This is a genomic window from Paenibacillus sp. PAMC 26794, from assembly GCF_000316035.1.
Lineage (GTDB): Bacteria > Bacillota > Bacilli > Paenibacillales > Paenibacillaceae > Paenibacillus.
In genome coordinates this window covers 116507-139842 of record NZ_ANHX01000040.1, presented here as the reverse complement: position 1 = coordinate 139842, position 23336 = coordinate 116507, and the positions used below count along the sequence as shown (strand labels likewise).

At 46.5% G+C, this 23336-nt stretch carries 25 protein-coding genes, 1 tRNA gene, 1 pseudogene and 1 riboswitch; of the genes and pseudogenes, 22 read left to right on the top strand and 5 right to left on the bottom strand.

Features of this window, described 5'->3' with window-relative positions:
• The first annotated feature begins 13 nt into the window (after nt 1-13).
• The 3 genes and pseudogenes from urtC (at nt 14) to urtE (ending at nt 2516) form a co-directional block, all read left to right on the top strand.
• Nucleotides 14-1071, top strand: a pseudogene (gene urtC, locus D829_RS31240) (urea ABC transporter permease subunit UrtC).
• A complete protein-coding gene (gene urtD, locus D829_RS0116455; protein WP_017690014.1) occupies nt 1034-1843 on the top strand; it encodes an urea ABC transporter ATP-binding protein UrtD in 810 nt (269 codons plus the stop codon). The pseudogene urtC and the gene urtD overlap by 38 nt, the downstream one beginning before the upstream one ends.
• Nucleotides 1821-2516, top strand: coding sequence for an urea ABC transporter ATP-binding subunit UrtE (gene urtE / locus D829_RS0116450; RefSeq protein WP_017690013.1), 696 nt, complete (start codon nt 1821-1823; stop codon nt 2514-2516). Before urtD ends, urtE begins: the two co-directional genes overlap by 23 nt.
• A gap of 31 nt (nt 2517-2547) precedes the next feature.
• Here urtE and D829_RS32485 read toward each other — a convergent pair whose 3' ends face one another.
• From D829_RS32485 to D829_RS31230, 3 genes are all read right to left on the bottom strand, one after another.
• Nucleotides 2548-3183: a hypothetical protein gene (locus D829_RS32485; protein ID WP_017690012.1), complete on the bottom strand. Its 636-nt coding sequence runs from the start codon at nt 3181-3183 to the stop codon at nt 2548-2550.
• A gap of 27 nt (nt 3184-3210) precedes the next feature.
• The gene (locus D829_RS0116440) at nt 3211-3414 is read right to left on the bottom strand and encodes a hypothetical protein (RefSeq protein WP_017690011.1); all 204 of its coding nucleotides are present in this window, start codon (nt 3412-3414) and stop codon (nt 3211-3213) included.
• A 266-nt stretch (nt 3415-3680) separates the two neighbouring features.
• Entirely contained in the window at nt 3681-4382 is a 702-nt protein-coding gene (locus tag D829_RS31230; RefSeq protein ID WP_193748482.1) for an urease accessory UreF family protein, read from the bottom strand.
• A gap of 427 nt (nt 4383-4809) precedes the next feature.
• Between D829_RS31230 and D829_RS0116430 the strand changes: the two genes are divergently transcribed.
• Nucleotides 4810-4892, top strand: a tRNA-Leu gene (locus tag D829_RS0116430).
• A 149-nt stretch (nt 4893-5041) separates the two neighbouring features.
• Here D829_RS0116430 and D829_RS0116425 read toward each other — a convergent pair.
• A complete protein-coding gene (locus D829_RS0116425) occupies nt 5042-5521 on the bottom strand; it encodes a glutathione peroxidase (protein ID WP_017690009.1) in 480 nt (159 codons plus the stop codon).
• Between the two features lie 371 nt (nt 5522-5892).
• A riboswitch (cyclic di-AMP (ydaO/yuaA leader) is annotated at nt 5893-6068 on the top strand.
• Between the two features lie 115 nt (nt 6069-6183).
• On the opposite strand from D829_RS0116425, the gene D829_RS0116420 reads away from it, so the two are divergent.
• Both D829_RS0116420 and D829_RS31225 read left to right on the top strand, forming a co-directional pair.
• On the top strand, nt 6184-6582 hold the full coding sequence (locus tag D829_RS0116420) for a hypothetical protein (protein ID WP_235193755.1): 399 nt from the start codon (nt 6184-6186) through the stop codon (nt 6580-6582).
• Between the two features lie 127 nt (nt 6583-6709).
• The gene (locus D829_RS31225; protein WP_017690007.1) at nt 6710-7393 is read left to right on the top strand and encodes an HAD family hydrolase; all 684 of its coding nucleotides are present in this window, start codon (nt 6710-6712) and stop codon (nt 7391-7393) included.
• 105 nt (nt 7394-7498) lie between these two features.
• On the opposite strand, the gene D829_RS0116410 is transcribed toward D829_RS31225, so the two are convergent.
• Nucleotides 7499-8794 (bottom strand): Nramp family divalent metal transporter, encoded by a 1296-nt coding sequence (locus tag D829_RS0116410; RefSeq protein WP_036661313.1) that lies wholly within the window; start codon nt 8792-8794, stop codon nt 7499-7501.
• A gap of 398 nt (nt 8795-9192) precedes the next feature.
• On the opposite strand from D829_RS0116410, the gene D829_RS0116405 reads away from it, so the two are divergent.
• The 16 genes from D829_RS0116405 (at nt 9193) to D829_RS0116330 (ending at nt 23336) form a co-directional block, all read left to right on the top strand.
• Nucleotides 9193-9612, top strand: coding sequence for an organic hydroperoxide resistance protein (locus D829_RS0116405; RefSeq protein WP_017690005.1), 420 nt, complete (start codon nt 9193-9195; stop codon nt 9610-9612).
• 210 nt (nt 9613-9822) lie between these two features.
• The gene (locus tag D829_RS0116400; RefSeq protein WP_017690004.1) at nt 9823-10068 is read left to right on the top strand and encodes a zinc ribbon domain-containing protein; all 246 of its coding nucleotides are present in this window, start codon (nt 9823-9825) and stop codon (nt 10066-10068) included.
• Between the two features lie 99 nt (nt 10069-10167).
• On the top strand, nt 10168-10446 hold the full coding sequence (locus D829_RS0116395) for a hypothetical protein (RefSeq protein WP_017690003.1): 279 nt from the start codon (nt 10168-10170) through the stop codon (nt 10444-10446).
• 191 nt (nt 10447-10637) lie between these two features.
• Nucleotides 10638-11060 (top strand): thiol-disulfide oxidoreductase DCC family protein, encoded by a 423-nt coding sequence (locus D829_RS0116390; protein ID WP_017690002.1) that lies wholly within the window; start codon nt 10638-10640, stop codon nt 11058-11060.
• A 61-nt stretch (nt 11061-11121) separates the two neighbouring features.
• Nucleotides 11122-11985, top strand: coding sequence for a DUF6612 family protein (locus D829_RS0116385; protein WP_017690001.1), 864 nt, complete (start codon nt 11122-11124; stop codon nt 11983-11985).
• A 144-nt stretch (nt 11986-12129) separates the two neighbouring features.
• The gene (locus D829_RS0116380; RefSeq protein WP_017690000.1) at nt 12130-12513 is read left to right on the top strand and encodes a VOC family protein; all 384 of its coding nucleotides are present in this window, start codon (nt 12130-12132) and stop codon (nt 12511-12513) included.
• 161 nt (nt 12514-12674) lie between these two features.
• The gene (locus D829_RS31220) at nt 12675-13892 is read left to right on the top strand and encodes a hypothetical protein (RefSeq protein WP_017689999.1); all 1218 of its coding nucleotides are present in this window, start codon (nt 12675-12677) and stop codon (nt 13890-13892) included.
• The gene (locus D829_RS0116370) at nt 13889-15193 is read left to right on the top strand and encodes an ATPase, T2SS/T4P/T4SS family (RefSeq protein WP_017689998.1); all 1305 of its coding nucleotides are present in this window, start codon (nt 13889-13891) and stop codon (nt 15191-15193) included. Before D829_RS31220 ends, D829_RS0116370 begins: the two co-directional genes overlap by 4 nt.
• Nucleotides 15194-15215: 22 nt before the next feature.
• Nucleotides 15216-15977, top strand: coding sequence for a type II secretion system F family protein (locus D829_RS0116365; RefSeq protein WP_017689997.1), 762 nt, complete (start codon nt 15216-15218; stop codon nt 15975-15977).
• A 12-nt stretch (nt 15978-15989) separates the two neighbouring features.
• Nucleotides 15990-16859 (top strand): type II secretion system F family protein, encoded by an 870-nt coding sequence (locus D829_RS0116360; RefSeq protein WP_017689996.1) that lies wholly within the window; start codon nt 15990-15992, stop codon nt 16857-16859.
• 11 nt (nt 16860-16870) lie between these two features.
• Nucleotides 16871-17062, top strand: a complete 192-nt coding sequence (locus D829_RS0116355) for a Flp1 family type IVb pilin (RefSeq protein ID WP_017689995.1) — start codon at nt 16871-16873, stop codon at nt 17060-17062.
• Nucleotides 17043-17720: a TadE/TadG family type IV pilus assembly protein gene (locus tag D829_RS0116350; protein ID WP_017689994.1), complete on the top strand. Its 678-nt coding sequence runs from the start codon at nt 17043-17045 to the stop codon at nt 17718-17720. Before D829_RS0116355 ends, D829_RS0116350 begins: the two co-directional genes overlap by 20 nt.
• Nucleotides 17701-19929, top strand: coding sequence for a hypothetical protein (locus tag D829_RS0116345; RefSeq protein WP_241230785.1), 2229 nt, complete (start codon nt 17701-17703; stop codon nt 19927-19929). The genes D829_RS0116350 and D829_RS0116345 overlap by 20 nt, the downstream gene beginning before the upstream one ends.
• Before the next feature lie 29 nt (nt 19930-19958).
• Entirely contained in the window at nt 19959-20990 is a 1032-nt protein-coding gene (locus tag D829_RS0116340) for a hypothetical protein (protein WP_017689992.1), read from the top strand.
• Nucleotides 20991-21001: 11 nt separating this feature from the next.
• Complete coding sequence (locus D829_RS0116335; protein WP_017689991.1) at nt 21002-21517, top strand: prepilin peptidase; 516 nt, start codon at nt 21002-21004, stop codon at nt 21515-21517.
• Nucleotides 21518-21611: 94 nt separating this feature from the next.
• The gene (locus tag D829_RS0116330; protein ID WP_193748481.1) at nt 21612-23336 is read left to right on the top strand and encodes a DUF6382 domain-containing protein; all 1725 of its coding nucleotides are present in this window, start codon (nt 21612-21614) and stop codon (nt 23334-23336) included.

The following is a 23336-nucleotide window of genomic DNA, read 5'->3' as shown; positions in this document are numbered from 1 at the left end:
TGGCAGTCTGAAAATGAGGATTATCTGGGCGGTTGTACTCATCATGATGTGTCTTGCTCCACTGATCTCCACGGAGTTTCGTCTGAGTCTGTTAGCCAAGTTTTTGGCGCTGGCAATCCTGGCCATCGGTCTCGATCTGATCTGGGGATATGGAGGGGTGCTGAGCCTTGGGCATGGGGTGTTCTTTGGTCTGGGTGGGTACGCGATGGCGATGTATCTGAAGCTTCAGGCCAGTGGAGCAACGATTCCTGACTTCATGGGATGGAGTGGTCTCAGTGGTCTGCCATGGTTCTGGGAACCGTTTCGCTCTTTCCCGGTGGCGCTGTTATTGGGGATAGCCTTCCGGCATTGCTCGCCTTTGCTCTGGGGTGGTTTACGTTCCGTAACCGGATCACCGGTGTTTATTTTACTATCCTGACTCAAGCTTTGGTTCTTATTACGGTAACACTGTTTGTTGGTAAACAGGAATGGACGGGTGGGACAAATGGCATTACCGGATATCATTCGATCTTTGGTTTTACACTTCATTCTGCTGGAACGACGATTGCTCTCTACTATATAACGCTTGCTGTTCTGGTGATCGCTTATATGCTCTGTCGTCGAATGGTGAACAGTCGGTTCGGCCAAGTGCTCGAAGCAGCGCGTGATGGGGAGAATCGGGTGCGATTCCTTGGATATGATCCGGCAGGATATAAAACGCTGGCTTTTGCTTTTTCCGGTGCGCTTGCAGGCATCGCGGGCATGTTGTTTGTTCTTCAGGTGGGTATTATCTCGCCATCGATGATGGGGATTGTACCCTCCATTGAGATGGTCCTGTGGGTTGCATTGGGTGGTCGCGGTACGCTTATTGGAGCGGTCATCGGAGCAGTGGTGCTGAATGCAGCCAAAACAGGCATTAGTGAGGCTTATCCCGAAGGGTGGCTGTTCGTCATGGGTGGGCTCTTTGTAACGGTAGTTTTGTTCATGCCACACGGTATTGTAGGTGTGTATCGTCATGTCGTTCGCTTGCTAAAGCGGAGAGGAGAGAGTGCGCATGTCCAAGTCACTCGGGAAAAACCTGAAGTCTACTGAGGAATCAGCGGTGTTGGTAGCCGAGGATATTACGGTGGCCTTTGGTGGGTTCGTTGCTGTCAAAGGCATGAATCTGAAGCTGCATGAACATGATCTGCATTTTTTAATCGGACCCAATGGTGCAGGGAAAACAACGATGCTGGATGTTATATGTGGTAAAACCAAACCAATGTCCGGCTCGGTGAAGATAGCGGATGGCACGGAATTAACAAGACTGAAGGAGCACCAGATTGTTCGCAAAGGTGTTGGACGCAAATTCCAGGCGCCATCGATCTTCGCGGGTCTGACGGTGCAGGAGAATCTGACACTGGCGGCTGAGACTCGCCGTTCCCCTTTGCAAGCCATCGGTATTCGTCGCTATGGGAAAATGAGTGCTGCCATGGAGCATGTTACCCTCCAGATTGGTCTGCAAGACCGCGTTGATGCTCGTGCAGGAGCGTTATCGCATGGGGAGAAGCAGTGGCTGGAGATTGGCATGTTGCTTCTGCAGGAGCCACGGGTGTTGCTGCTGGATGAACCAGCTGCAGGCATGACGGATGAAGAAACACACAAGACCGGGCGACTTCTGCAAGAGATTGCGCGTGAGCGCTCGGTTGTGGTGGTGGAGCATGATATGGAGTTTGTGCGAGAGTTCGCAGCCAAGGTAACAGTGATGCATGAAGGGAAACTGTTGAAGGAAGGTACGATGGCGGAGGTACAGGCAGACCCGAAAGTGGCAGAAGTGTATCTGGGCAAAAGGAGGGATGACCATGCTGTTGCTGCAACGAATTGAATCTGGCTACGGGGAAAGCAATGTGCTTCGTGGTGTGAACCTGGATGTACAGCCTGGGCAGGTGGTGTGTCTGATGGGCCGTAACGGTGTAGGGAAAACAACGTTGATGAAAACATTATTGGGGCTGCTCAAAACACGCAAGGGCAGTATTCAGTGGCAAAATCAGGAGTTATCCACCTTGGACACAGCCAAGCGGGCAAGGGCAGGGATTGGTTATGTACCGCAGGGGCGGGAGATTTTCCCGCAGCTTACGGTGAAAGAAAATTTATTGCTCGGTCTGGAGACAAGTGCGCCGGGAGTAAAAACGTTCCCGGAGGATGTACTTGCGATGTTTCCAGTGCTTGCTACGATGTATGGACGGCAGGGCGGGGATCTGAGTGGTGGACAGCAGCAACAGTTGGCATTCGCCCGGGCATTGGCTTCGCGTCCGGAGTTGTTGCTACTTGATGAGCCGACAGAAGGCATCCAGCCTTCTATCGTGGAGGACATTCGGCAGGTTATTTTGCAGCTCAAGGCAAAGGGGAACCTCTCGGTTCTGCTGGTAGAGCAGAGTATTGATTTTGTACGAAGTGCCGCAGATTACATCTATATCATGGACAAAGGAACCATAACCCTGCATGGGACAACGCAAGAGCTGGATATGTCGCAGTTTGAACATCATCTCTCCGTATAGTTGTAGTTAGTGTGGCGAGTGGAGAGAGGTTTCAGGAACGCTTGTCCAGGATATTCGAGTATTTCGGATATAACCGCCGGATGCATTCCGGACAGATGTCATGGGTGAATTCGGCGTGGGTATGCTTCTCCAGATAACTCTCAACGGAGTTCCAGTGTTCCTCTTCGTCCTTGATTTGTTTGCAGACGGCGCAAATAGGCAGCAGTCCGCGCAATGTGCGCACTTCAGACAATGCCTTCTTCAATTGGTGTTCTGTCTTTCTTTGTTCGGTAATATCCATGTGTGCAATTAAAGCGAGATCGGTATCCAGAATTGAATTTGCATAAGATAGAGGGGTGAGTTCTACACGAAACCACCTCTTTTCGTTGTATACAGTATACACGCAGATGTCATATGTATGATTTCGATTAAAGGGTATTCCGCGTTCTTTCAAATTCTGTGCGACAAGTGCCATGTTAGCGTTCTTGCCTCGTTTTGCCCAGGCTTCCGTCAGGTGCAGGTAATGTCTATGACTACTGTGTGTATCCGGGTTTGGTGAGCATTGACCGAGTCCCTGTTGCCAGGCACGGTTACAACTTTGGATAATCCAATTGTGATCAACGATGATGAGCTGGTGACGTATGGACTGGAACGACAGCCTCTCCAGATCAGATGTAACATGTCTCATGGATGAGACCCTCCTTTGGCAGAAATCTTATCTCAGTTCATCTGGAATATCCAAAATATCAGCGACCAGGTGCCTGAATCGGGTTGCTTTGCGTGTGCCGTGAATAAGATTGGATAAACGATAGGGTGGGATGCCATGCTGTTCACAAAAGGTCTTCTGGTCCACTTGAAGTTCGGTTAGCCGTCGTTTGATGGCCCATCCGAACGGAGTAACTGGTTTTTTCTTGTTCAAAAGGGTTCACCCCTGGTTGGAATGTAGTATTCAGCCGCCCTTTCTTCATGTAGAATATATAGAAATGCGAGCTGTATGTTTCATTATATACGTAAATTCGTCATCTAACAATTAAAAAATACGGAAAAAAGTGTATTTTGTGATGGAAAATGGCGTAAATACGTAAATAAAACAAATAAAATGAAAAAAAACACGTCGGCAAGGAGGTTGCCGCGTGTTTTTTAGTTTGTCTGAATAAAGGGGAGCAGGTATGAGGAGGAAGAGGATTAGGCCCTGTAGGCATGAAGTCCAGCTCCAAGCATATGGAAACTGGGGAAAAACGATTTCATGGACATGGAGGTTGGCTGTGCCAGTCCATCCGCAGCCGAGGCGCTGACGGTCTTCCATTCATTCTCCAGATCTGTAGCCAGGCGGACCATCAGATCCTTGGTTGTATCGTTGTTCAGGGGAATGACTTTGGAGGCTTCGGTTATGCAGGCATTCATGGCTGAATGCAGGTAACCAAGGACCGCCTCCTCGACCGGGATGTCGAGGTGGTGGTTAATCCAGGCGTGAACAGTGGAGAGGCAGCCAACCGAATCGTATTTGGCAGAAATCTGTTCGAGCTGGCTGAAATCAATCCAGGGGTGCAGAGCACGTGCGAGTCTGATCAATCGTTTACCCATGGCGGCAGCTTGTTCTCTGAGATCTCCAGGGGTTCGCTGAACATGGACGAGCTTGTCGATCAGAGCTATCCGCCATGTATCCTTGTGATCTACTGCGGTATAGATGCCTTTGATGGCCATGCCTTCAAGGCGAACAATGCTGGGATGCAACTGACAACGCATGAATGATTCGAGATCTTCAGCATTACGAATGGTACCCTCTCTGATATGGATATCCATGCCGAAGGAATGGGTGAACCCTCCAACCTGAATAGAGGAATCAAGCAGTTTGACATAATCGAGCAGCTTATTCCCACGGTTCACAATCATTCGCCTCCTGTGTTTGTTAAATGTAACTTAAAGTGACACTTATATTCCTTTTTGTTTACTTTGTGTTTAAAAATCCGAATTATATGATAGTTATCATCCCATAAATATCCGCTTTTTGTCAATAGTGTGATTTAAATTCAATGGATTAAATCTTTAATTTAATAATTGTGTTACTTTACATAACTTATTGTGTTATTTTTTTGATGAAGTGTAGGGAGGACTATATATAAATGAATCAATAAGATCAGCTCAAGCCGGAAAAGAGGGGATCAAATCTAATGATATGCAGTTCATGGATAAAAATGACGAGAATATGCGTTTTTTGAGGATAATGCCTAGCTGAAAAAGAAGTATTAAAAAATACTTTACTTTTAGTTCTGAACCCGGTATAATCAACTCTGTTGCCGATTATTTACGACATGCGGTCGTGGTGGAATGGCAGACACGCTATCTTGAGGGGGTAGTGGGCGTATGCCCGTGGAGGTTCGAGTCCTCTCGACCGCATCATATGAACGATTAAGAAGAAGCTTTCCGTTATTGGAAAGCTTCTTTTTTTGTCTTTTTCGAACAGTATGACATCAAAGTTGAGAAAAAAAGGCCATCCATTACCGGGGCAATCGTGCTCTACCTTCCGGCTACGGGTGGCCAATGTATTATTTTTGCAGCAAGTTCTTGATATCTTCTTCAATCTTGTCCGGTGTTGTTTTGGGAGCATAACGTTTCAGTACCTGTCCGTTCTGATCCACAAGGAATTTGGTGAAATTCCATTTGATTGATTTGGAGCCGAGCAGGCCAGGAGCTTCTGTGCTAAGGTGTTGGAAAAGAGGGTGAGCGCTTGAGCCGTTCACATCAATTTTCTCAAACATGGGGAAGCTCACGCCATAATTCATCTGACAGAACTCGGCAATTTCATCTGAAGAACCTTTTTCCTGTGCAAACTGGTTACTTGGAAAACCAAGGACTTCAAATGGTGCATCCTTGAACTTGTCTTGCAGTTCCTGCAGACCTTTGAATTGAGGGGTAAGGCCGCATGAGCTTGCCGTATTCACAATTAGTAACACTTTGTCACGATAGTCGGACATTTCAACTTCTTGACCGCGAAGGGTATTCACTTTGTAATCGTAGACTGTCATCTAAATCGCCTCCATTTATATACTCTTATATCTTCTATTATATTGGTTACAATTAAATATTGCAAAATTAATATGGTGTTAAAAGAATCAAAACAGGCAAGTTGTGCTGAATACGTGAATGAATTGCGAAGTGATTTTCGTCAGAGTGAGAATTAGATAGCCTTGAAGAGATGGATAGAGTATAACCTTATTGTAAGCGTTATTATGAACGAGTATTGGCAAAAATCTGCCGATTCGGTGATCTGTCAGGACTTTACACCGTCATGGCGGGGGTGTATGATTCATAACGTAATTTCAATTTAAACTAAATTGTACTTGAAAAACGAAACAAACGATAATATCGCTCGATCTTACCTTAAGATATACGAACGATGTTTTAATCGCTGAGTTTCCATTCATTGATGAATGGGAAACGGGGGAACCAACGGAATGCGCTGTCCAGGACAGTGGGCATTCATGGGGTGAATTTTCCGGTGACAGCCGGAAATAGGGCGACTCTCGCGCCCGAATCCGTCAGCTAACCTCGTAAGCGTTAAAGGGAGAGGCAACAAGCCGTACGCTGGTTCATGGCGTTTTCGCCATGGGTTCTTTAAGAAGCGTTCGGGAGGCCTTGGTCCCCCACGCTTCTTTTTTGTTGTCTTTTCACGCCAAGGGAGGAACGAATGATGGATACTGAGATGATCTTAGTGACTGCTCCAAATGAAGCAGGACGCAAATTTATCAAATTGCTGATGTACAAAAAAATGCCGTTTGCCGTTCTAACCAACAGTGCAGGGGAAGAGCGCAGACTCCGTAGAATCGGAGTAGAACATGTCATTCGCATGAATACGGCTGCAGCTCAAAAATGGTTTTTGCCGCAGGGCAGCGTAGGCAACGTGTTTATTTTCGAGAACAGCCTGAATCTGACCTGTCGTTATTTACAGATCTGCCGTTCATGGACATCGAAATCCCTGTGCGTCATTACGGAGCAGAGTCATCCTAAGGGCATCTATCGGGGCATGGGCGCAGACCGGATTGTATATTCGCTCAATGGGGAAGTTGGCTTTCTCCTCAATGGTTAATGCCATAGCTTGTGATTGCCCAGGTGTAAGGTGCCTGTTATAATTGAATGTATCGATAAACGGAAGTTTGAGGAGACTCATGCAAAATGGTGAGTCTTCTTTTTTATGCTTACAAGGAGGAATTGGCGTGCCGGATGTAGGTGGATTGAAATGGTTGTTTTTTGATGTTGGAGATACGCTGGTGGATGAATGGGAGCCGGTTGATGATATTATCGGACAGTTCGTCCGTGAAGCTTGTGCTTTGGGGTATCCGGTGAAGATTGAGGCGGTACGCGAACTGTTCGCGAACTGTTACCGAAAATATGAGCAATGGCCTATGAGAGTGGCGATTCGCACATTCGTTGAAGACGAGGGACACCAGAAACAGATTCAGGACAAGCTGAAGTTTCAAAAAGATCTTGAACGTCCTTTTCCTTCAGCGGATTCCGTTCTTCAGCAGTTGTCACGGCATTATCGTATTGGCATTATTGCCAATCAGAGTCCTGGAACGGAAGAGAGACTGGAGAGTTACGGATTGCGGAAGTATGTTGACGTTCTGGCCTGTTCGGCTGAAGAAGGGGTGTCCAAGCCAGACCCTGAGCTATACGCGGTGGCCTTGAAACAGGCCGGCTGTGAACCGGAGGAAGCCGTCATGGTCGGGGATCGGATTGATAACGATATCATTCCAGCTCGGAAGCTGGGCATGCGTACGATTCGAATTATGCAGGGTTACGGAAGATTCCAGCCAGAACTATCGGATGACCAACGTGCGGAGTGGACTGTTGATTCATTGGATCAGCTCCTGCCGTTACTGATACCAAATCAGGATTAGATTCAGATGGTTGCTTATTGGATTGCAACAATAAAGGCTGATCAACTTGGGTATAGCATACCGGAGTTGATCAGCCTTTTTAGTATTTAGTCGATTAGAATGAGATTAGAACAAGCGGATCGTCTGAATGATCAGATATACATTTAGCATAACGATAACAGCTGTAATGACCCATGAGATGATTTTGAGCCACAATTTGTTGGCGAATGCACCCATGCTTTTTTTATCACTCGTGAACATCACCAGAGGGATTACAGCAAAAGGTAATTGAAGAGACAGCACGACCTGGCTCAAAATGAGCAGTTCTTCTGTTCCATGTTCTCCTGCAATGGCTGTGACAATTACCGCCGGGATGATGGCGATCAGACGTGTGACCAGTCTGCGCAGCCAAGCGGGAATTCGAATGTTCAGGAAACCTTCCATAACGATCTGCCCAGCGAGTGTACCTGTAAGGGTAGAATTCTGACCTGATGCTAACAGCGCCACACCGAACAGAATACTTGCAACCGTAGTACCCAATAGAGGTGTCAGTAGATGATAGGCATCTGCGATCTCGGCAACCTGCGTCATACCAACACTGTGGAATACAGCAGCAGATACAATCAGGATGGCCGCATTGATGAACAGGGCCAGTGTCAACGCGATTGTAGAATCCATGGTCGAGTACCGAATGGCTTCTTTTTTGCCCTGTGGTGTCTGTTCGATCTGACGGGTCTGCACGATAGAAGAATGAAGGTACAGATTATGCGGCATCACGGTTGCTCCGATAATACCAATGGCGATATAGAGCATGGCCGGGTTTTGCAGAATCTCAACATTTGGTACAAAACCATGGAGAACACCGCCCATATCAGGTTTCGCCAGGAAGAGGTCAATCCCGAAGCAGAGAGCGATGGTTGCCATCAGCACAATGACAAGAGTTTCCAAAGCGCGGAAGCCTTTGTTTTGCAGTACAAGAATCAGGAGTACATCAACTGCGGTGATAATAACGCCGTATAACATGGGGATGTTAAATAACAGCTTTAACGCGATGGCAGAACCAATGACTTCAGCCAGATCGGTGGCTGCAATGGCAAGCTCACACAGAATCCATAACATCATAACAACAGGCATGCTGAATCGTTCACGACAGGCTTGAGCCAGATCACGTCCAGTGACGATGCCGAGCTTGCCAGCCAGCGACTGAAGGACAACGGCCATCAGGTTCGATAACAGGATAACGGATAACAAGGTGTACCCGAACTGCGAGCCGCCTGCGATATCTGTTGCCCAGTTCCCGGGGTCCATGTAACCTACGGCAACAAGGTATCCTGGGCCTGCAAAGGCGAGGAATTTCTTCCACCATGCAGCATTCTGCGGAACTTTCATGGAACTGTGTGCTTCTCCAAGGGAAGGGGCCATGCCCGCAGTAGACAATGATTCTCTTGAAGGAGCGTTGAACGGATTTTTTTTACTCATACGATAATCACCTGACTTTGAATTATTGATTTGGAAATATTGTTGCAGGACAACCCGCTCATGATATATCTAAATTTTTATGTTTATTGTTACATTGTACTCCTTCAATAATTTTTGTCTAGTGCAACTTTTATGTATTAACACAAAATTTTCGGTTCTAATTTGAAGATCCCCTTCGTATATTACCCAACCTTAGGAAAATACAGCCATGGCGTTGAAATGCATGAAAATAATAAAGTTGTAAAAGCTGATAAAGATATAAAATTGCGTTTCAAAATGAGCCAGAAGTTTAAATTGAAAGGAAGGCAGTTAAAACTATATGGATAAGGGAGAGATTCTTAATGGAAGCTTTATATACAGCAGTAGCGACAGTTAAAGGTGGACGTACAGGTTCGGTGACTTCTTCGGATGGCGTGCTTAAACATGATCTGAAAATGCCAAAAGAGCTTGGAGGTTCCGGTGGTGAGGGTACTAACCCTGAGCAGCTTTTTGCCGCTGGATATGGAGCATGTTATGAAAGTGCCCTTGCCAATGTAGCACGTAAAGCAGGTGTGAAATTGGAGAATGTGGTCGTTACAAGTAACGTATCCATTGGTAAAGACCCTGCGGATGACGGTTTCCAGCTGTCTGTTCGTCTGGACGTGAGTATGCCTGGTGTGGATCACAGTCAAGCAGAAGATCTGGCCCGCAAGGCACATGATTTCTGTCCATATTCCAAAGCAACACGTGGCAACATTGATGTTGTTTTAAACGTAGTCTAAGATTTGCTTCCCGGAAAGTAAAGGGAACATATAGAGCAGGGTATCCCAGATACCTGATGTTCGACAACAAAGCCCTGCTGGAAATCGGCAGGGTTTTGTGTTGATTATCATATAAGGACATGATGCAGGAGATTAGATGCCAGATCGCGTACTATTTTACATAATTGCACTCCCACTTCATGCTACACATTCCATAAAGGGGGAACGAAGATGAGTATTGAAGAGATGATCGAGCGGCGATTTGTGTGTACAAAATGCAGGGGCACGGATTGTAACATTAAGGAATTTTCCATGTCAGGAGCAGGCCTGAGCAAGATGTTCGATATACAGCATAACCACTACCTGTTCGTGGCTTGTGCTTCCTGCGGGTATGTTGAAGTATTTGATCCGGATGTCTTGAAAGGGAAAAAACAGGGGCAGGTAGGGACTATTCTGGATATTCTGTTTGGCGGGTAGACATGCGCGAGTTGACATTGATCTGAATTTTCTTTAATATAACTTAGTACTGAGTAGTGTCAATGCATGAACCAAATTTGAATTAAACAGGTGATATCCATGTCTTATAGACCGCGTATTGCAGATTTAGAATTAGCTTATGGTAACAAGGAAGACGGATTGTACGAATTCAAAATGAATTTGGTAGACGGTACAAAATGCCGTGTATTCTACTCCCGTTCCCCGGAATGGAAGATGACCAATATCAGCCGTCTGCAGAAAACCCCTTGTCCAGTATGTCGCAAAGATTTCATTTGCAAATGTATGGACCAGTGGGCAAGTGACCTGCATCAACAGATGATCGATGACCAATGGATGGAAAAGGCAGTTACGGAGTAATTGTCGGACACATACGAGCGTGGGCACAATGCCTGCGCTCTTTTTCTTTATATTTCCCATTAGTGCGTGTTCAAAAAGAGCAGTTTTCAGTCTTTTTGAACTACATCTAGAAGAAATAAATTTAGAATTAGTGAACAAGAAGGCCCAGATTGGGTAAGTTACTCTAACCGCAACAATAGGAGGCAGCCAATATGACAGCAAATCAAACGGATGTGCATCAGGGGCATCCCATCGTACTGGTGGATGGCGTCTGTCACTTCTGCCAGGGCTTAACCAAATGGATTATCAAGCGTGACCAGGAAGGGAAATATCATTTTGCATCGCTTCAATCGGATGTAGCCAAGGAATTGCTGAAGAAAGGCAATTTGTCGACAGACAGTATGGACACCTTTGTTCTGATTGAAAATGGAAAATACTATACACGTTCAACCGCTGCACTGCGATTGGCCAAAGGTCTAAAGTTTCCTTATCCATTGTTATATGTGTTCATTATTGTGCCGAAATTTATTCGTAATGCAGTCTATAACTGGGTTGCTCGCAACCGTTATCGCTGGTTTGGCAAGGATGAAGCGTGCATGTTGCCTACACCGGAGATCAAAGATCGATTTTTATGATTAATAACGGAAATAATTGGGTAATGACTACAGATCATATCTATTTTGGGAGGACAACAACTTGAAGAAGTGGACTACATTATTTATCGGGGCATTATTAGCAGTGAGCTTGGCAGCATGCAGTAACGACACAGAAAATACGGCAACGCCGCCAGCGACTAACAATGAAACATCTAACGAGGGTAATACACCTGCAGAGCAGGAAACAAAGATCCCTACCTTGGACGAATTGATTACTAAAACCAATGCAGCAACCAAAGAAATGAAAAGCTTCACAACTGAAGCAAACATTGATCAGAATCTGAAACTGGATGCTGGTGAACAGTCCCAGGATCAACAGGTTAAAACATCGCTCAAGATGGATATTATCAAAGATCCAATGATGATCTATCAAGAGATGAAAATGGAGATGTCGGGACAGGAAGCTCAGAACGTGAAGCAGTATATCACTTCGGATAAAATCTACTCTCAAGTTGGGGATCAATGGGTTGCGATTCCTGAAGCTCAAACCAAGGAACTGATTGAGCAGATGAAAGCAAGCATGAATCCCGAAGGTGAATTGGAGCAATTCAAAAAGATCGAAGAAGATACTGAAGTGACCGAAGAAGGCGACAATTATGTGATTAACGCTGACGTATCCGGTGATAACGTGAAGGAACTGGCCAAAGCCGTGATGGAGCAAAACGGATCAGATGCCCAGATGCAAGCCATGCTTGATCAGATGAATATCACCAGCATGAAGATGAAATACATAATCAACAAAGAAACCTACCTGCCTGCAAGTACGGACGTAACCATGGTTATGGAGATGGAACAGAATGGACAGAAAATGACGATGGACATGAAGATGAACAGTACATTTTCTAACCACGATCAAGTGGAAGAGATCAAGATTCCACAAGAAGCATTGGATAGCGCTAAATAAAACAGGCACCTCTGAACTAGATCTGTGTGAGCCGAGAGGTTTACCGGATTAGAATCAGGGGTGTTTTTCTGTTTAGCGGAGATTATGGTCAGGGTTCAAGGTGTTATAGTATAGTCATATTGAAGTAAAAAGGGGAGATAAAAGATGATTGAATATGCACACATCCACCATGTTAGTCTGGCTGTACGTGATCTGGAAATCGCGAAGAAATTCTATTCGGGGTTACTGGGAATGCAGGAGATTGAACGTCCGCCTTTCCGCTCCACAGGTACATGGTATGCCATCGGTAGCCAGCAGCTTCATCTGTTACAGCACCCGGAGGGTCACACATTACGTGAGGCTGGGATTGATACTACAGACGGTCACTTTGCGATCTGGGTCACCAGTTATTCAGGGACTATAGCCTGGCTGGAGCAACAGGGAATTGAGTATGAAGCGAGACCTGACAGTGTGGCTGGATTCGCACAGATTTTTGTACTTGATCCTGATCGTAACATTATTGAGTTTGATTCACCGTATAACTCTTAAGGGAAAATGGGTTAGAATAAATCCCTTGCTCCCCCAGAAATTGTATGCTATATTATCCATACATTCATAGCACGTGACGGAAGCACCGTCCATATACTGCATATTCATGCGGTTATTGGACGGTGCTTTTTTGTGCTTTTTGACAGGGAGGGAAGGAAAAATTGATTGTACTGAAGGTTGTTCTGGTTTCAAAGGATAGAGATTACATTAGCGCCTGGCTTGATTATGTACAGGGAAATTCGGCTGGTCTCCATGTGCGTTTCACGGCATTCTCCCAAGGGGATTCGTTCAAGGATCACATGAATGAGCAAGAAGGTCGAGAATTACCGGATCTGGTTATTGCGGAACCGGAGTTTCTGAATGACTGGCTGAATAACGGGGGAGAAGGTTCAGGTGTACCTTGGCTAATGCTTAGTGAAGGGATGGAAGAGGTGGATGAGGCCAAGCGGCTGATGAAATATCAACCCTTGCCTGCTTTGCTGGATGCTGTGATGCATGCTTGCCGGCAGCCACGTCGTAAGAAGGTTCACCATCCGGGGCAAGAGACTCTCTCCATCGGTGTAGTATCCGCTTCTGGTGGAAGTGGCAAAACGGCAGTAGCCCTGCATATGGCGAAGCAATTGGGACTTGCAGGTTATGCTGTTCTCTATCTGAATCTGGAGACGCTGGACAGCACGCTCCCGTTTCTGGAAAAGGGACTAACTAGAAGTGGGCAGCGCCACCCGGATGCGGAGATGGGATTGTCCCGCCTGTTATACGATCTGAAGGTGGGCAGGAAAGAATCGGGCAAGCAGTTACAGCTACAATCGAAGGGCGTAGATGGATATGTGGTCCGGCATGAAGCGCTGAAATCCGATGTGTTCTGGCCATTATCGAATCGGAAAGAACTGTTGCAAATGACTCGTGAGGATACGTCGAATCTGCTTCGTTATTTAACGGATTGCGGACAATATGACGTGTTGATTCTGGATGGGGATTCCGGTTGGGATGGGCGCAGTGAAGGGGTGCTGGATGCAGCAGATGCATTTGTCTGGTTGGTCGAGGATGATATATCTGCCATGCATCGATGGGGACAATGGTTACAGCATGCTGAGCGTACGAAACCAGATCTATACGAAAGTATGCTGGACCGTTCACGCTTTGTGGTTAACAAATATCGGGACAATGTCGTCAATGCACTCCCACGCCCTGATCTGCATCTGGATGCAGTGTTGCCCTATATCCCTTCTTGGAAGCAACTCAGTCAGGAGGAAGTCATGCTTAGTTCTCCGATCTTCCAACGTGAAGTGAAGAGATTATGTGCCATGCTGGTACAAGATGGCGAAGAAGAATTGAAGCAGACCGGACGAATTCAGAAGCAGGATCGGTGGGCACTATGACGGATTCATCCAATAGAATACTGGATCGTGAAGAACAGTTTCAGATGATGCGCAGGGAAGTCAGGGCTGGCCTCGATTTAACCTCTTCCGCAGGAGATGATGAACTGTGGCAGGGGATAGAACGCAAAGTTCTCACTGACCCGAAGCTGGATGATCTGACCTCAGGAGAGCGTCATACGCTGGTACAGCGATTGTTTGACTCCTTTCGTGGATTGGATATTTTGCAGCCGCTTGTGGATCATCCCGATATTACGGAAATTATGATCAATAGTCACAAGGAGATTTTTGTGGAGCAGGAAGGTGAAGTCAGCCAGATCACCCTTGAATTTGAGTCCAGGGAACGACTCGAGGATATTATCCAGATGATTGTGTCCGGGGTAAACCGGATTGTGAATGAGTCTTCTCCAATCGTAGATGCCCGTTTAAAGGATGGTTCGCGGGTCAATATCGTGTTGCCTCCTATTGCCTTGAAAGGTCCCACGATGACGATTCGTAAATTCCCCAGTGAACCGATGAAGATGTCTGATCTGATTGAAAAGGGAGCCCTGCATGAAGAAGCGGCAGAATTATTGCAGCAGTTGGTACAGAGCAAATACAACATTTTCATTGGAGGCGGGACCGGATCGGGAAAAACGACCTTTCTGAACGCATTATCACAGTTCATCCCTGCCGATGAGCGGATTATTACCATTGAGGATTCGGCTGAGCTACAGATTGTTACGGTACCGAATCTGGTATCACTGGAAACGCGGAATGCTAACACCGAAGGCAAGGGACAGATATCTATTCGGGATCTGATCAAATCTTCCTTACGGATGCGTCCAAACCGGATTGTGATTGGTGAGGTAAGGGGCGCAGAAGCGCTGGATATGTTGCAGGCCATGAACACTGGCCACGATGGATCATTGTCTACAGGGCATGCGAATACCATTTCGGACATGATTAGCAGACTCGAAACGATGGTACTTAGCGGTGCAGATCTTCCTATTACGGTTGTAAGGCAGCAGATTAGTTCAGCAATCGATATTTTTGTACATCTGTCCCGGCTACGAGACCGCTCACGGCGGGTGACAGAGATTAGTGAAGTGATTGGCATGCAGAACGGTGAGGTTATGCTGAATCCACTGTTTCGTTTCCAGGAACAAGAAGAGCGTGAAGGCAAAATTATTGGTGGATTAGTAAAGGTTGGAAAGTTGAATCAGGTGGATAAAATTCAGATGGCTGGGCTCGGGGAATGGCTGGATGAATACATAGAACAATATAGTGTTGAAACAGATTCATCATATAACAACGTGAATTAAAGTCATTGGAAGGTGATTACTGTTGGGTGAAGCCAGACAGATGTTGACGGATTACACCGTATATACGCTTTCCCGGAGACAACGAATGGTCTGTATGCTGATTAGTGGTCTGCTGTTTTTTGGCATTGGAATTCTGTTCTACCATCACTGGTTGGCTGGAGCGATCCTGGCTGCGGGTTGCATATGGGTACCAAAACATTGGACTAAAGTGCTGTTGGAACGAAAAAGAATGACACTCAGTTTACATTTTAAGCAAGCGTTGTATGCATTATCTTCGGCACTTGCCGCAGGCAAATCGGTGGAAAATGGATTCAAGGAATCCGTAGAGGATCTGCGGATGTTGAACCCGGAAGCGGATACCGATCTGATTCGTGAGTTCACGATATTGCGGACACGGATGGAGTATGGACAACCAATCGAAGAGGCGCTACAGGATTTTTCGGATCGGGCTCAGATTGAGGATATTACGAATTTTGCAGATGTGTTCATTACGTGCAAACGAACTGGCGGGGATCTGGTTGAGGTTGTGCGTCGTACCTCTGCGGTGATTGGTGAGAAGCTGGACATTCAGCAGGATATTATGGTCGCGGTATCGCAGAAAAAGTTCGAATCAAAAGTGATGTTTGCCGCTCCATTTATTTTTCTGATATTCCTCAATCTGACCGCCAAGGACTTTATGGAGCCGCTATATAGCGGGATGGGATATCTCATCTCTAGTGGTGCATTGGCAGTACTGGCCTGCTGTTATCTGTGGGTTACTCGAATAATGGATATCAAAGTATAAGGAGCTGAAACGATGCTGCTTCCCGTTATAGTCGCAGGGATGCTCGGAGCGGGATGGCTGGTGCTGGATCGAACCCGGGGGAAGACCTACCGGCATCTGCGCAAGCTGGATATGGAAGGATTACGACTGAAAAAAATGCATGGCCCTTTCCTGTTTCTATTGGACAAGTTCGAGATTGGACGCAGATTGCCAGTGCTCATGTTTCGAATGCAACATGCCATTCAGAAAATGTATGGCATACAGCACAGTGGAGAGAAAACGATGCTGTATTGCGCTGAAATGTTGACCTATACGTGGCTCATGCTGCTGGTGGGCTGCCTGTTATCACTCGTTGGAGATATGGGCATCGGAGGTATGGTAGGTGGGCTCGCGCTCGGTGCAGCGTTACCTTTTGCACTCTATAAAGACCTCAATACCAAGGTCCAGCGGAGAGATCAGGACATCCTTATGGAGCTGCCCGAGCTGCTGAACCGAATTGTTCTATTAGTGGGCGCTGGGGAGACCGTGCAGCGTGCCATCGTTCACTGTGTAACAAGCCAGGGGGAACGCGATCATCCTCTGTACAACGAACTCAGAAAGACCGTGGGAGATTGGAATAATGGTTACTCGTTTCAACAATCATTTGAACAGTTCAGTCGCCGCTGCGGTGTACAAGAAGTGACGATTTTTACAACAACGGTGCTGCTTAATTTCCGGCGTGGGGGAGGTGACTTTGTATTGGCGCTGCGGGATCTGTCACATGTGTTGTGGGAGAAACGTAAGGCCGTCAGTCGGGCGAAGGGAGAACAGGCTTCTTCCAAACTGGTGTTTCCGATGGTACTGATCTTTTTTACGATTGTGGTCATGATCGGGGCACCTGCTTTTATGATGATGAATATGTAGGAGGAATTGGGATGATGGAAGTATTGAAGAACAAGGTAAGCGGATTCTGGGAGGAAGAGGACGGACTCGGCACGTTGGAGCTGATACTGATTATCGGGGTTATTATCATTATTGCTTTGATTTTTAAAGACCAAATAACGGCACTAATCAAGTCTCTTCTTAGCAAAGTGGATACAAAAAGTAATGAATTTTTCCCGGGTTAACAGGCTGAAGAAGGAAGAAGGGAGCTTCACCGTTGAAGCCTCCCTGATCTTCCCTGTTGTGCTGTTTATTCTTGTGTTGTTACTCTTCTTCACCATGTACATGTATCAAAAGACATTCCTGAATCAACATGCTTATGCAGCTTCCGAACGTGCAGCCTATAGCTGGGACAACAGCCACAAACAGGCGATGACAGGTGAATATGGTGTTGGAGAACATGACAATCTGTACTGGAGACTGACGGACGATCGTATGCTTGGAGCGCTGTTTGGCTGGGCGGGAGCGGATAATCAGGTTAGCGTTTCTATACCTGCTGGTGAAGGCGGCAATCTCTCGGAACAGAAATTGGCACAAGCGGTGCAACATATGCCCTCAGCTATGAAAGGAACGATTGAGTATCAGAATTCTCTGATTCAGCGGAAAGTAACAACTAAGTTGGACCAGGTAATTTCTTTGCCTCTTCCTTCTTTTTTGTTCGATTCAGGTAACCGTGTCCTCACTCAAGGATCGTCCGCAGTTGTTGAACCGGTTGAATTCATTCGAACGGTAGATCTGGTCCGTTATTACGCAGCCAAGTTTAAAGGCAAGGGCGGTGAAGCCGCGAGTACTGCAGCGGAAGCCGGACAGGTTGTGCAGCATTTTGGCAAAAGCAAAAAGTGAGAAAAGGAGGAGGGCGGAGCTGTTTAGAAAAAAAGACGGTGAATTGGGAGCCGTAACCCTTTTTTTAATATTAATATTGGCTGGAGTTTATATGTTTGTCGCTATATTTATTGATTACGCTCGTATAGCGGCATTCAAGGTGCAGACCGAACGCATGACACATGCTGCGATGAGATCCGTCATGTCAGCCTATGACACATCACTCCGGGAGTATGGTTTATTCGGATATGGCGACAGCAGTGGGGATGCGATTATGGCTAAAGTGTTGAATGATAGCGTGAAGCCTCCAGCTGTAAAAGATGGATTCCCCATTCTGGATATCCAGTGGGATACAACTTCGCTGAGCATGGAGCGTGAACTGGGCAGATACGATATATTTAATCGCCAGATTCAGGAGGATATGAAGTATCGGGCTCCGGTTGATTTTACCCTTGAAGTGATCAATCGGTTCAAACCGATATCGGATGAGATGAAGGAAGCCGCGCACACGGTAGACTTGCTGAAAAAATTACAGAAGTTATATGACAAACGTGAAGAACTACTGGACGAAGCCATTGCCAATCAGACGGAATCCGCGGAGAAGCTGAAGAATCTTCCAAAGTTGATCATGGACCCGCCTTCACAGGCCATCTATGAAGAAATGTTGGAAGAAACACCAGAGACAGCTGCCGAGGCGGCGGCACGTTATGCAGATTATCTAAACAAGAAACAGGCAGATGAGGGACTGCCGTTCAGAGAGCAACAATACATATTGGAACTGGCTCGTTATCGGACTGGTGTTGGTAATGTGGTGACAGGCATCAGCATGATCATACAACCGGCGTTACAGGCCCATCAAACGAAGTTGGAGGAGGCACAGTCCAAAATCGAAGAAGCACGCAAGATTAATGAGGAAATGAAACGTGTGATCGCGGAGGGGGAGAACCGTTCGCAGAATGCGAGCTATGACAACGTCGGCAACTCGAATCTGCCTGGAACGAGTCCTGCATCTACTGGATCAGGCACTGAAGCCAAAAGTACACGTTCTCTTGCTTCGGAGCTTGTGAGGGCAGATAGCCTATTTGATCAGTTGAAGGCACGGGTTGTTTCTCAGAATTCGGACTTCTCTAACGTCAGAAGAGACAACATGGAATTGAATACACAGCTTCGCAGTGTCACGGCCATGAGCGGTGTTCCGATTAAACCGGCGGTCAGACAGGCAAGTCAGGTTACGGAACGATATATGGACACCTATGTACGTAGCGGTCCTGCCAATCTCATCCTCCAAAGTAAGCAGCAGCTGGAGAGTGGTCGTGGGTCGGATGCCCAGCGCAAAGCGAATGACAAAGAATCCAAAGGGAAATTGAAGGAAGTCAAACGAATCTTGTCGCAGATTCAGAATGGAAGTTCGGGTTCCATGGACGCTTTCAAACAGTTGGAGGAATATTACAACGCTAATATTTCTTTTAACGAGGCTAGTCGTGAGGAAGCCAAAAAGGCAGAGATTGCTGGAGATCCCTATGACTCTGGTGGCGATGCCATGAAGGGAATGGACAGTTTGTTTGGCGGGATGTCCGGTCTGCTGGACAGTCTTGGCGACGAATTATTTCAGAATGAATATGCTTTAGCCTATTTCAATTCCATGGATTTTGGTCAGTTATTTACCTGGACTGAAGGTGGTGGAGATGCTGGTGATGTCTTCAAATTGGAGAATCAGGAACTGGAGTATATCGTTTATGGGTTTCATAATCCTTCGGGTAACATCGCTGCAGCATATGCGGAGATCTTTGGGATGCGGCTGGCTATTCGGACGGCAGAAGGGTTAATTGAGCACAGCAAGCTTGGGAACCCACTTCTGGTATTATCGGCGGCCATCTTATACGGGATTACAAACGCCATCGCGGATATGGTGAAACTAGCAAAAGAGGGCAGTGTGGAATTGTCCAAGTATATCAAAGTCAAACTGACGTACAGGGACCATCTCCGATTGTTCCTATTGATGCATAGCAACAATGAACGCAAAATGTCCAGAATGCTGGCGCTAATTCGATTGAATACGGGTGTGAATCCAGATGAGAAACAGACGTATGCTTCGGGTAACATGCGCAGTAGTATCAAGCTGTGGTTTTTACCAGGGGTGGTTAAAAGCATAGGTGCAGTTATGGGTAGTGCGGACCAGGTTGAAGATGGGCGATTTTTCATTGAGCGGAAGGCGGATTATTCCTATTGAATAATTAGGATCGTTTCGGTGGAGGGATTATGGATAAGCAGCAACATTATGAAAAAGAAAGCGCACAAATGCAGATTCGTTTAACAAGAATAATCAGATTGCAGCGTTTGAAGTCTCTCAAAAAGCAGATATGTTCTCCAAAAAAGGAACAGGGCAGTATGGTTCTGGAAGCTTCACTGGTGTTACCTGTCTTCTTGTTCTTTATCATGTTTCTCATCTTCATAGTGCAAATGACTCTAATCTCCACAGCGTTACAAAGCACGGCGGGGGAAGCGGTGAAGCAGTTATCAACGAAAATATATCCCGTTTCCCTTGCATTCACACCTTCTGATTCTGCCGGCGGAGAAGGTTCTGGAGGGGGTTTGAACATACCAGAGTTATCTCTGACGGAATGGGCAGAAGGTTATGCTTCATCTCTACCCGAGCCATTAAGTGATTGGGTACGTTCAGCGGCGGCCAGCGGTGAACAGCCACTACAGGAGATCAAGACATCCGTCTTGGAAACCGTACTTGATCCCACGGTAAAACCGCTGCTTCAACCATTTATCGAGCCAACGCTGCTGAATATGGAACGTGTTCATGTGAATGGTATTTCGATACCTGATCTCAAAAACAAAACAAAACCATATTTCCGACTTGAACTGAGTTATGAATTGCCTATAAAAGTTCCCTTTCTCAGTAAACCGCTACGGATTCAGGCTGCTGCGGCAGAACGGGTATGGATTGGAGATACCGGAGAAGGATCAGATGGTAGTGGAGGAGACGGGGATACTGCGGGTTCAGCAACGCTACTATTGAAGCCTGACCCGGCATACATAGGCAACAATGCAACGATCAAGGTGAAGGTAGAACCAGGAGCGACAGCCAACTTAACGATATTTTACAAGTCAGGTGAAAGTTCTGCGAAGCACATCGGCTGGGCCACTGCAGATGAGAATGGAATTATTGAATGGAACTGGTTTGTTGGTACTCGGACAACAGAAGGAACATGGAGTTTTGTTGTCGAGACAGGGGACGGTGCCAAGACGGAGACTACGTTTACAGTGGCCTCCAGAAAATAAGGAAGGGGATGATGGAGGTGGAGTGGTTCTACTTTGCCTGTGGCATATACGTCATTGCAGCTTTTATTACAGATATTCGTTCCATGAAAATTCCAAATCGATTGACTTTACCCGTGACTGTTGCAGGCGTATTGGCCCATATCATATGGGGAGGTTGGGATGGTTTCTTGTTCTCAGCCGCTGGATTTGCAGCAGGTTTTGGTATTTTGTTTCTGATGTATGCGATTGGAGCCGTAGGGGCAGGAGATGTGAAATTGTTTGGTGGGATTGGGGCATGGACGGGACTTGCTTTTGGCATTCATGTCATTATTTACTCCGTTTTGTATGCGGGAGCCATTGGTTTAGTGATACTTCTATTCCGAAAGGACTCAGCGAAACGGATCCGGGGCATGGCAAGCAATCTTGCCGGGTTCTTCATGCTTGGTTCCCTCAAGCTGTTTAACACAGAGAAGACATTGAAGTTTCCGTTTATGCTGGCCGTATTGCCCGGGTTTATCACGGTCTTTATCCCGGGACTGTTCCCTTAACTGAAGGAGTAGAGAAATTTGAGAATAACAATGGAAAGAGAGGATTGGCATGTATGGATTAACGAGAGATTTTATTCGTAATGGTGGGGCTTTCATGGTTTTGGAGAAAGCAGACGGGTTACGAATGGAGGAATTGAGCCGTGTACAGATGGGGATGTTGTCCTCCAATCAGATTCCGCGACTTCTTCCTGTTCATATTCGGGAAGTCGATCGAAATGTAACTTTGCAGTACGACATATCAGGGTACAAGATGTTATCTCAGATGTTAAAGTCAAGCAAAATCAAATTGCGTGTTCTGTATGGTTTGTTGTTCCAACTAGCTGATGCCTTCACGGAATGCCGGCAATATATGCTCGAGCCTCGTAAATTATTGATCCAGGAAGAGTACTTGTTCATCAACGGTTCATTCGAACAGGGTGAGCTTGGGATGGTATATGTACCAATCATGGATACGGTTGAAGTTGATCCAACACCTCAGCAATTCCGTGAGCTGGTGATCAGGCTGATGGCACATGTACAGGAACTCCAGGGAGAAGGCATTCAGCGTGTTCTGCAGTTATGTGACAACGAACGCTGGGATATCAGACAGTTGCGAGAGCTTCTGCTGGGATTATACGCTGACGAGCAAGAGAGTGGAGGAAGCGCAGCATTTCTCTCATCCAGAACGTCGGACACAGTGGATGATCCAAGAGGCAATCTTCATTTATCGATTTCTGAGCGGGATAACAAGCCGTTTACTGGTCATTCTCGGCCATATCAACCCGGTGCTCCCGTTCAAAATGCTGCTGTGGAGTCGCGACTAAATTTCCAGCCGCAGAAAACGAGTGAATCCGAGGTGGAAGACATCCCATTAAGATCTCGAACCTTTCCAGGCAGGCGCTCGTCTGAGCAATCTTCATTAAAGAGCTCAAACAGCATGGATCAGGGACTAAGTAATTCGTATGATTCGCTAGAGCGTGTTGATTTGGAAGTGGAGGAGAAGCCCGGATCTTCCAAAGTAACCTATATCATATTGGGTTGCATGGTTGCTATGGCATTGGTATGGAGATTTATTTACATGGAGCAACCGGGACAGACGCAGATGATCCTGTGTATGGTACTAAGCCTTGGTTTGCTTGGTGTAGCAGGATGGACGTGGAAGCGTAAAGGGAGTCCTCATAATGACTCAGAGAATAAGCGTTCTTTTTCATTCAATTTAGGTAAGAACAAAGGTAAGCAAATGGAAGATGAAGAGGAGCAATTTCAGGAGAGTTGGCGCTGGAATACAGCTGAAAGGCCAGCGGAACGCATAAACCAAATGGTTGCATCCGCCTCAGAAGGTGGTAGCGAGCATTCCCGTTATCAAAGTCTGCATATGACACCTGAACACTCCGAACCACCGTTCGTTCAACGCCATGTGGAAACGGTAGCTTCAACTTCAGAGCTAATTCGACAGGATGCAGTTGCGGAGGCAACCGTGAATTTGCAGAATCTGAGTGGAGGTAATGTTACAGGGGCAGGCCCGGTGATGGCGTCTTATTATCTTGAACGAAGATCGGGAAGCAGTGACCAACATGAACGAATGGATGTGCAAGGTGCATCTTTTGTCATCGGAAGATCAGCAGACATGGTTCAGTGGGTGGACACAGCGACCGGCGTGTCCCGTGCTCATGTGGAATTGAGCCGGAACAAATCGGGCTATGTGATTAAGGATCTGGGTTCCGTCAATGGAACCATTCTTCAGGGCAATATTCTTGCTCCGTATAAGGAGTATCCATTGGTGGATGGAGACACATTTACACTTGCGGAATCAGTCTACACTTATCGGTCGGTTGGATAA

What these genes read in the sequence shown, in the direction of transcription:
- urtD (WP_017690014.1), top strand. Translation starts at nt 1,034, where the DNA reads ATGTCCAAGTCACTCGGGAAAAACCTGAAGTCTACTGAGGAATCAGCG.
- urtE (WP_017690013.1), top strand. Translation starts at nt 1,821, where the DNA reads ATGCTGTTGCTGCAACGAATTGAATCTGGCTACGGGGAAAGCAATGTG.
- D829_RS32485 (WP_017690012.1), bottom strand. Translation starts at nt 3,183, where the DNA reads ATGAGACATGTTACATCTGATCTGGAGAGGCTGTCGTTCCAGTCCATA.
- D829_RS0116425 (WP_017690009.1), bottom strand. Translation starts at nt 5,521, where the DNA reads ATGACAGTCTACGATTACAAAGTGAATACCCTTCGCGGTCAAGAAGTT.
- D829_RS0116420 (WP_235193755.1), top strand. Translation starts at nt 6,184, where the DNA reads ATGATGGATACTGAGATGATCTTAGTGACTGCTCCAAATGAAGCAGGA.
- D829_RS0116410 (WP_036661313.1), bottom strand. Translation starts at nt 8,794, where the DNA reads ATGGCCCCTTCCCTTGGAGAAGCACACAGTTCCATGAAAGTTCCGCAG.
- D829_RS0116405 (WP_017690005.1), top strand. Translation starts at nt 9,193, where the DNA reads ATGGAAGCTTTATATACAGCAGTAGCGACAGTTAAAGGTGGACGTACA.
- D829_RS0116400 (WP_017690004.1), top strand. Translation starts at nt 9,823, where the DNA reads ATGAGTATTGAAGAGATGATCGAGCGGCGATTTGTGTGTACAAAATGC.
- D829_RS0116395 (WP_017690003.1), top strand. Translation starts at nt 10,168, where the DNA reads ATGTCTTATAGACCGCGTATTGCAGATTTAGAATTAGCTTATGGTAAC.
- D829_RS0116390 (WP_017690002.1), top strand. Translation starts at nt 10,638, where the DNA reads ATGACAGCAAATCAAACGGATGTGCATCAGGGGCATCCCATCGTACTG.
- D829_RS0116380 (WP_017690000.1), top strand. Translation starts at nt 12,130, where the DNA reads ATGATTGAATATGCACACATCCACCATGTTAGTCTGGCTGTACGTGAT.
- D829_RS0116370 (WP_017689998.1), top strand. Translation starts at nt 13,889, where the DNA reads ATGACGGATTCATCCAATAGAATACTGGATCGTGAAGAACAGTTTCAG.
- D829_RS0116360 (WP_017689996.1), top strand. Translation starts at nt 15,990, where the DNA reads ATGCTGCTTCCCGTTATAGTCGCAGGGATGCTCGGAGCGGGATGGCTG.
- D829_RS0116355 (WP_017689995.1), top strand. Translation starts at nt 16,871, where the DNA reads ATGATGGAAGTATTGAAGAACAAGGTAAGCGGATTCTGGGAGGAAGAG.
- D829_RS0116350 (WP_017689994.1), top strand. Translation starts at nt 17,043, where the DNA reads ATGAATTTTTCCCGGGTTAACAGGCTGAAGAAGGAAGAAGGGAGCTTC.
- D829_RS0116340 (WP_017689992.1), top strand. Translation starts at nt 19,959, where the DNA reads ATGGATAAGCAGCAACATTATGAAAAAGAAAGCGCACAAATGCAGATT.
- D829_RS0116335 (WP_017689991.1), top strand. Translation starts at nt 21,002, where the DNA reads ATGGAGGTGGAGTGGTTCTACTTTGCCTGTGGCATATACGTCATTGCA.
- D829_RS0116330 (WP_193748481.1), top strand. Translation starts at nt 21,612, where the DNA reads ATGGTTTTGGAGAAAGCAGACGGGTTACGAATGGAGGAATTGAGCCGT.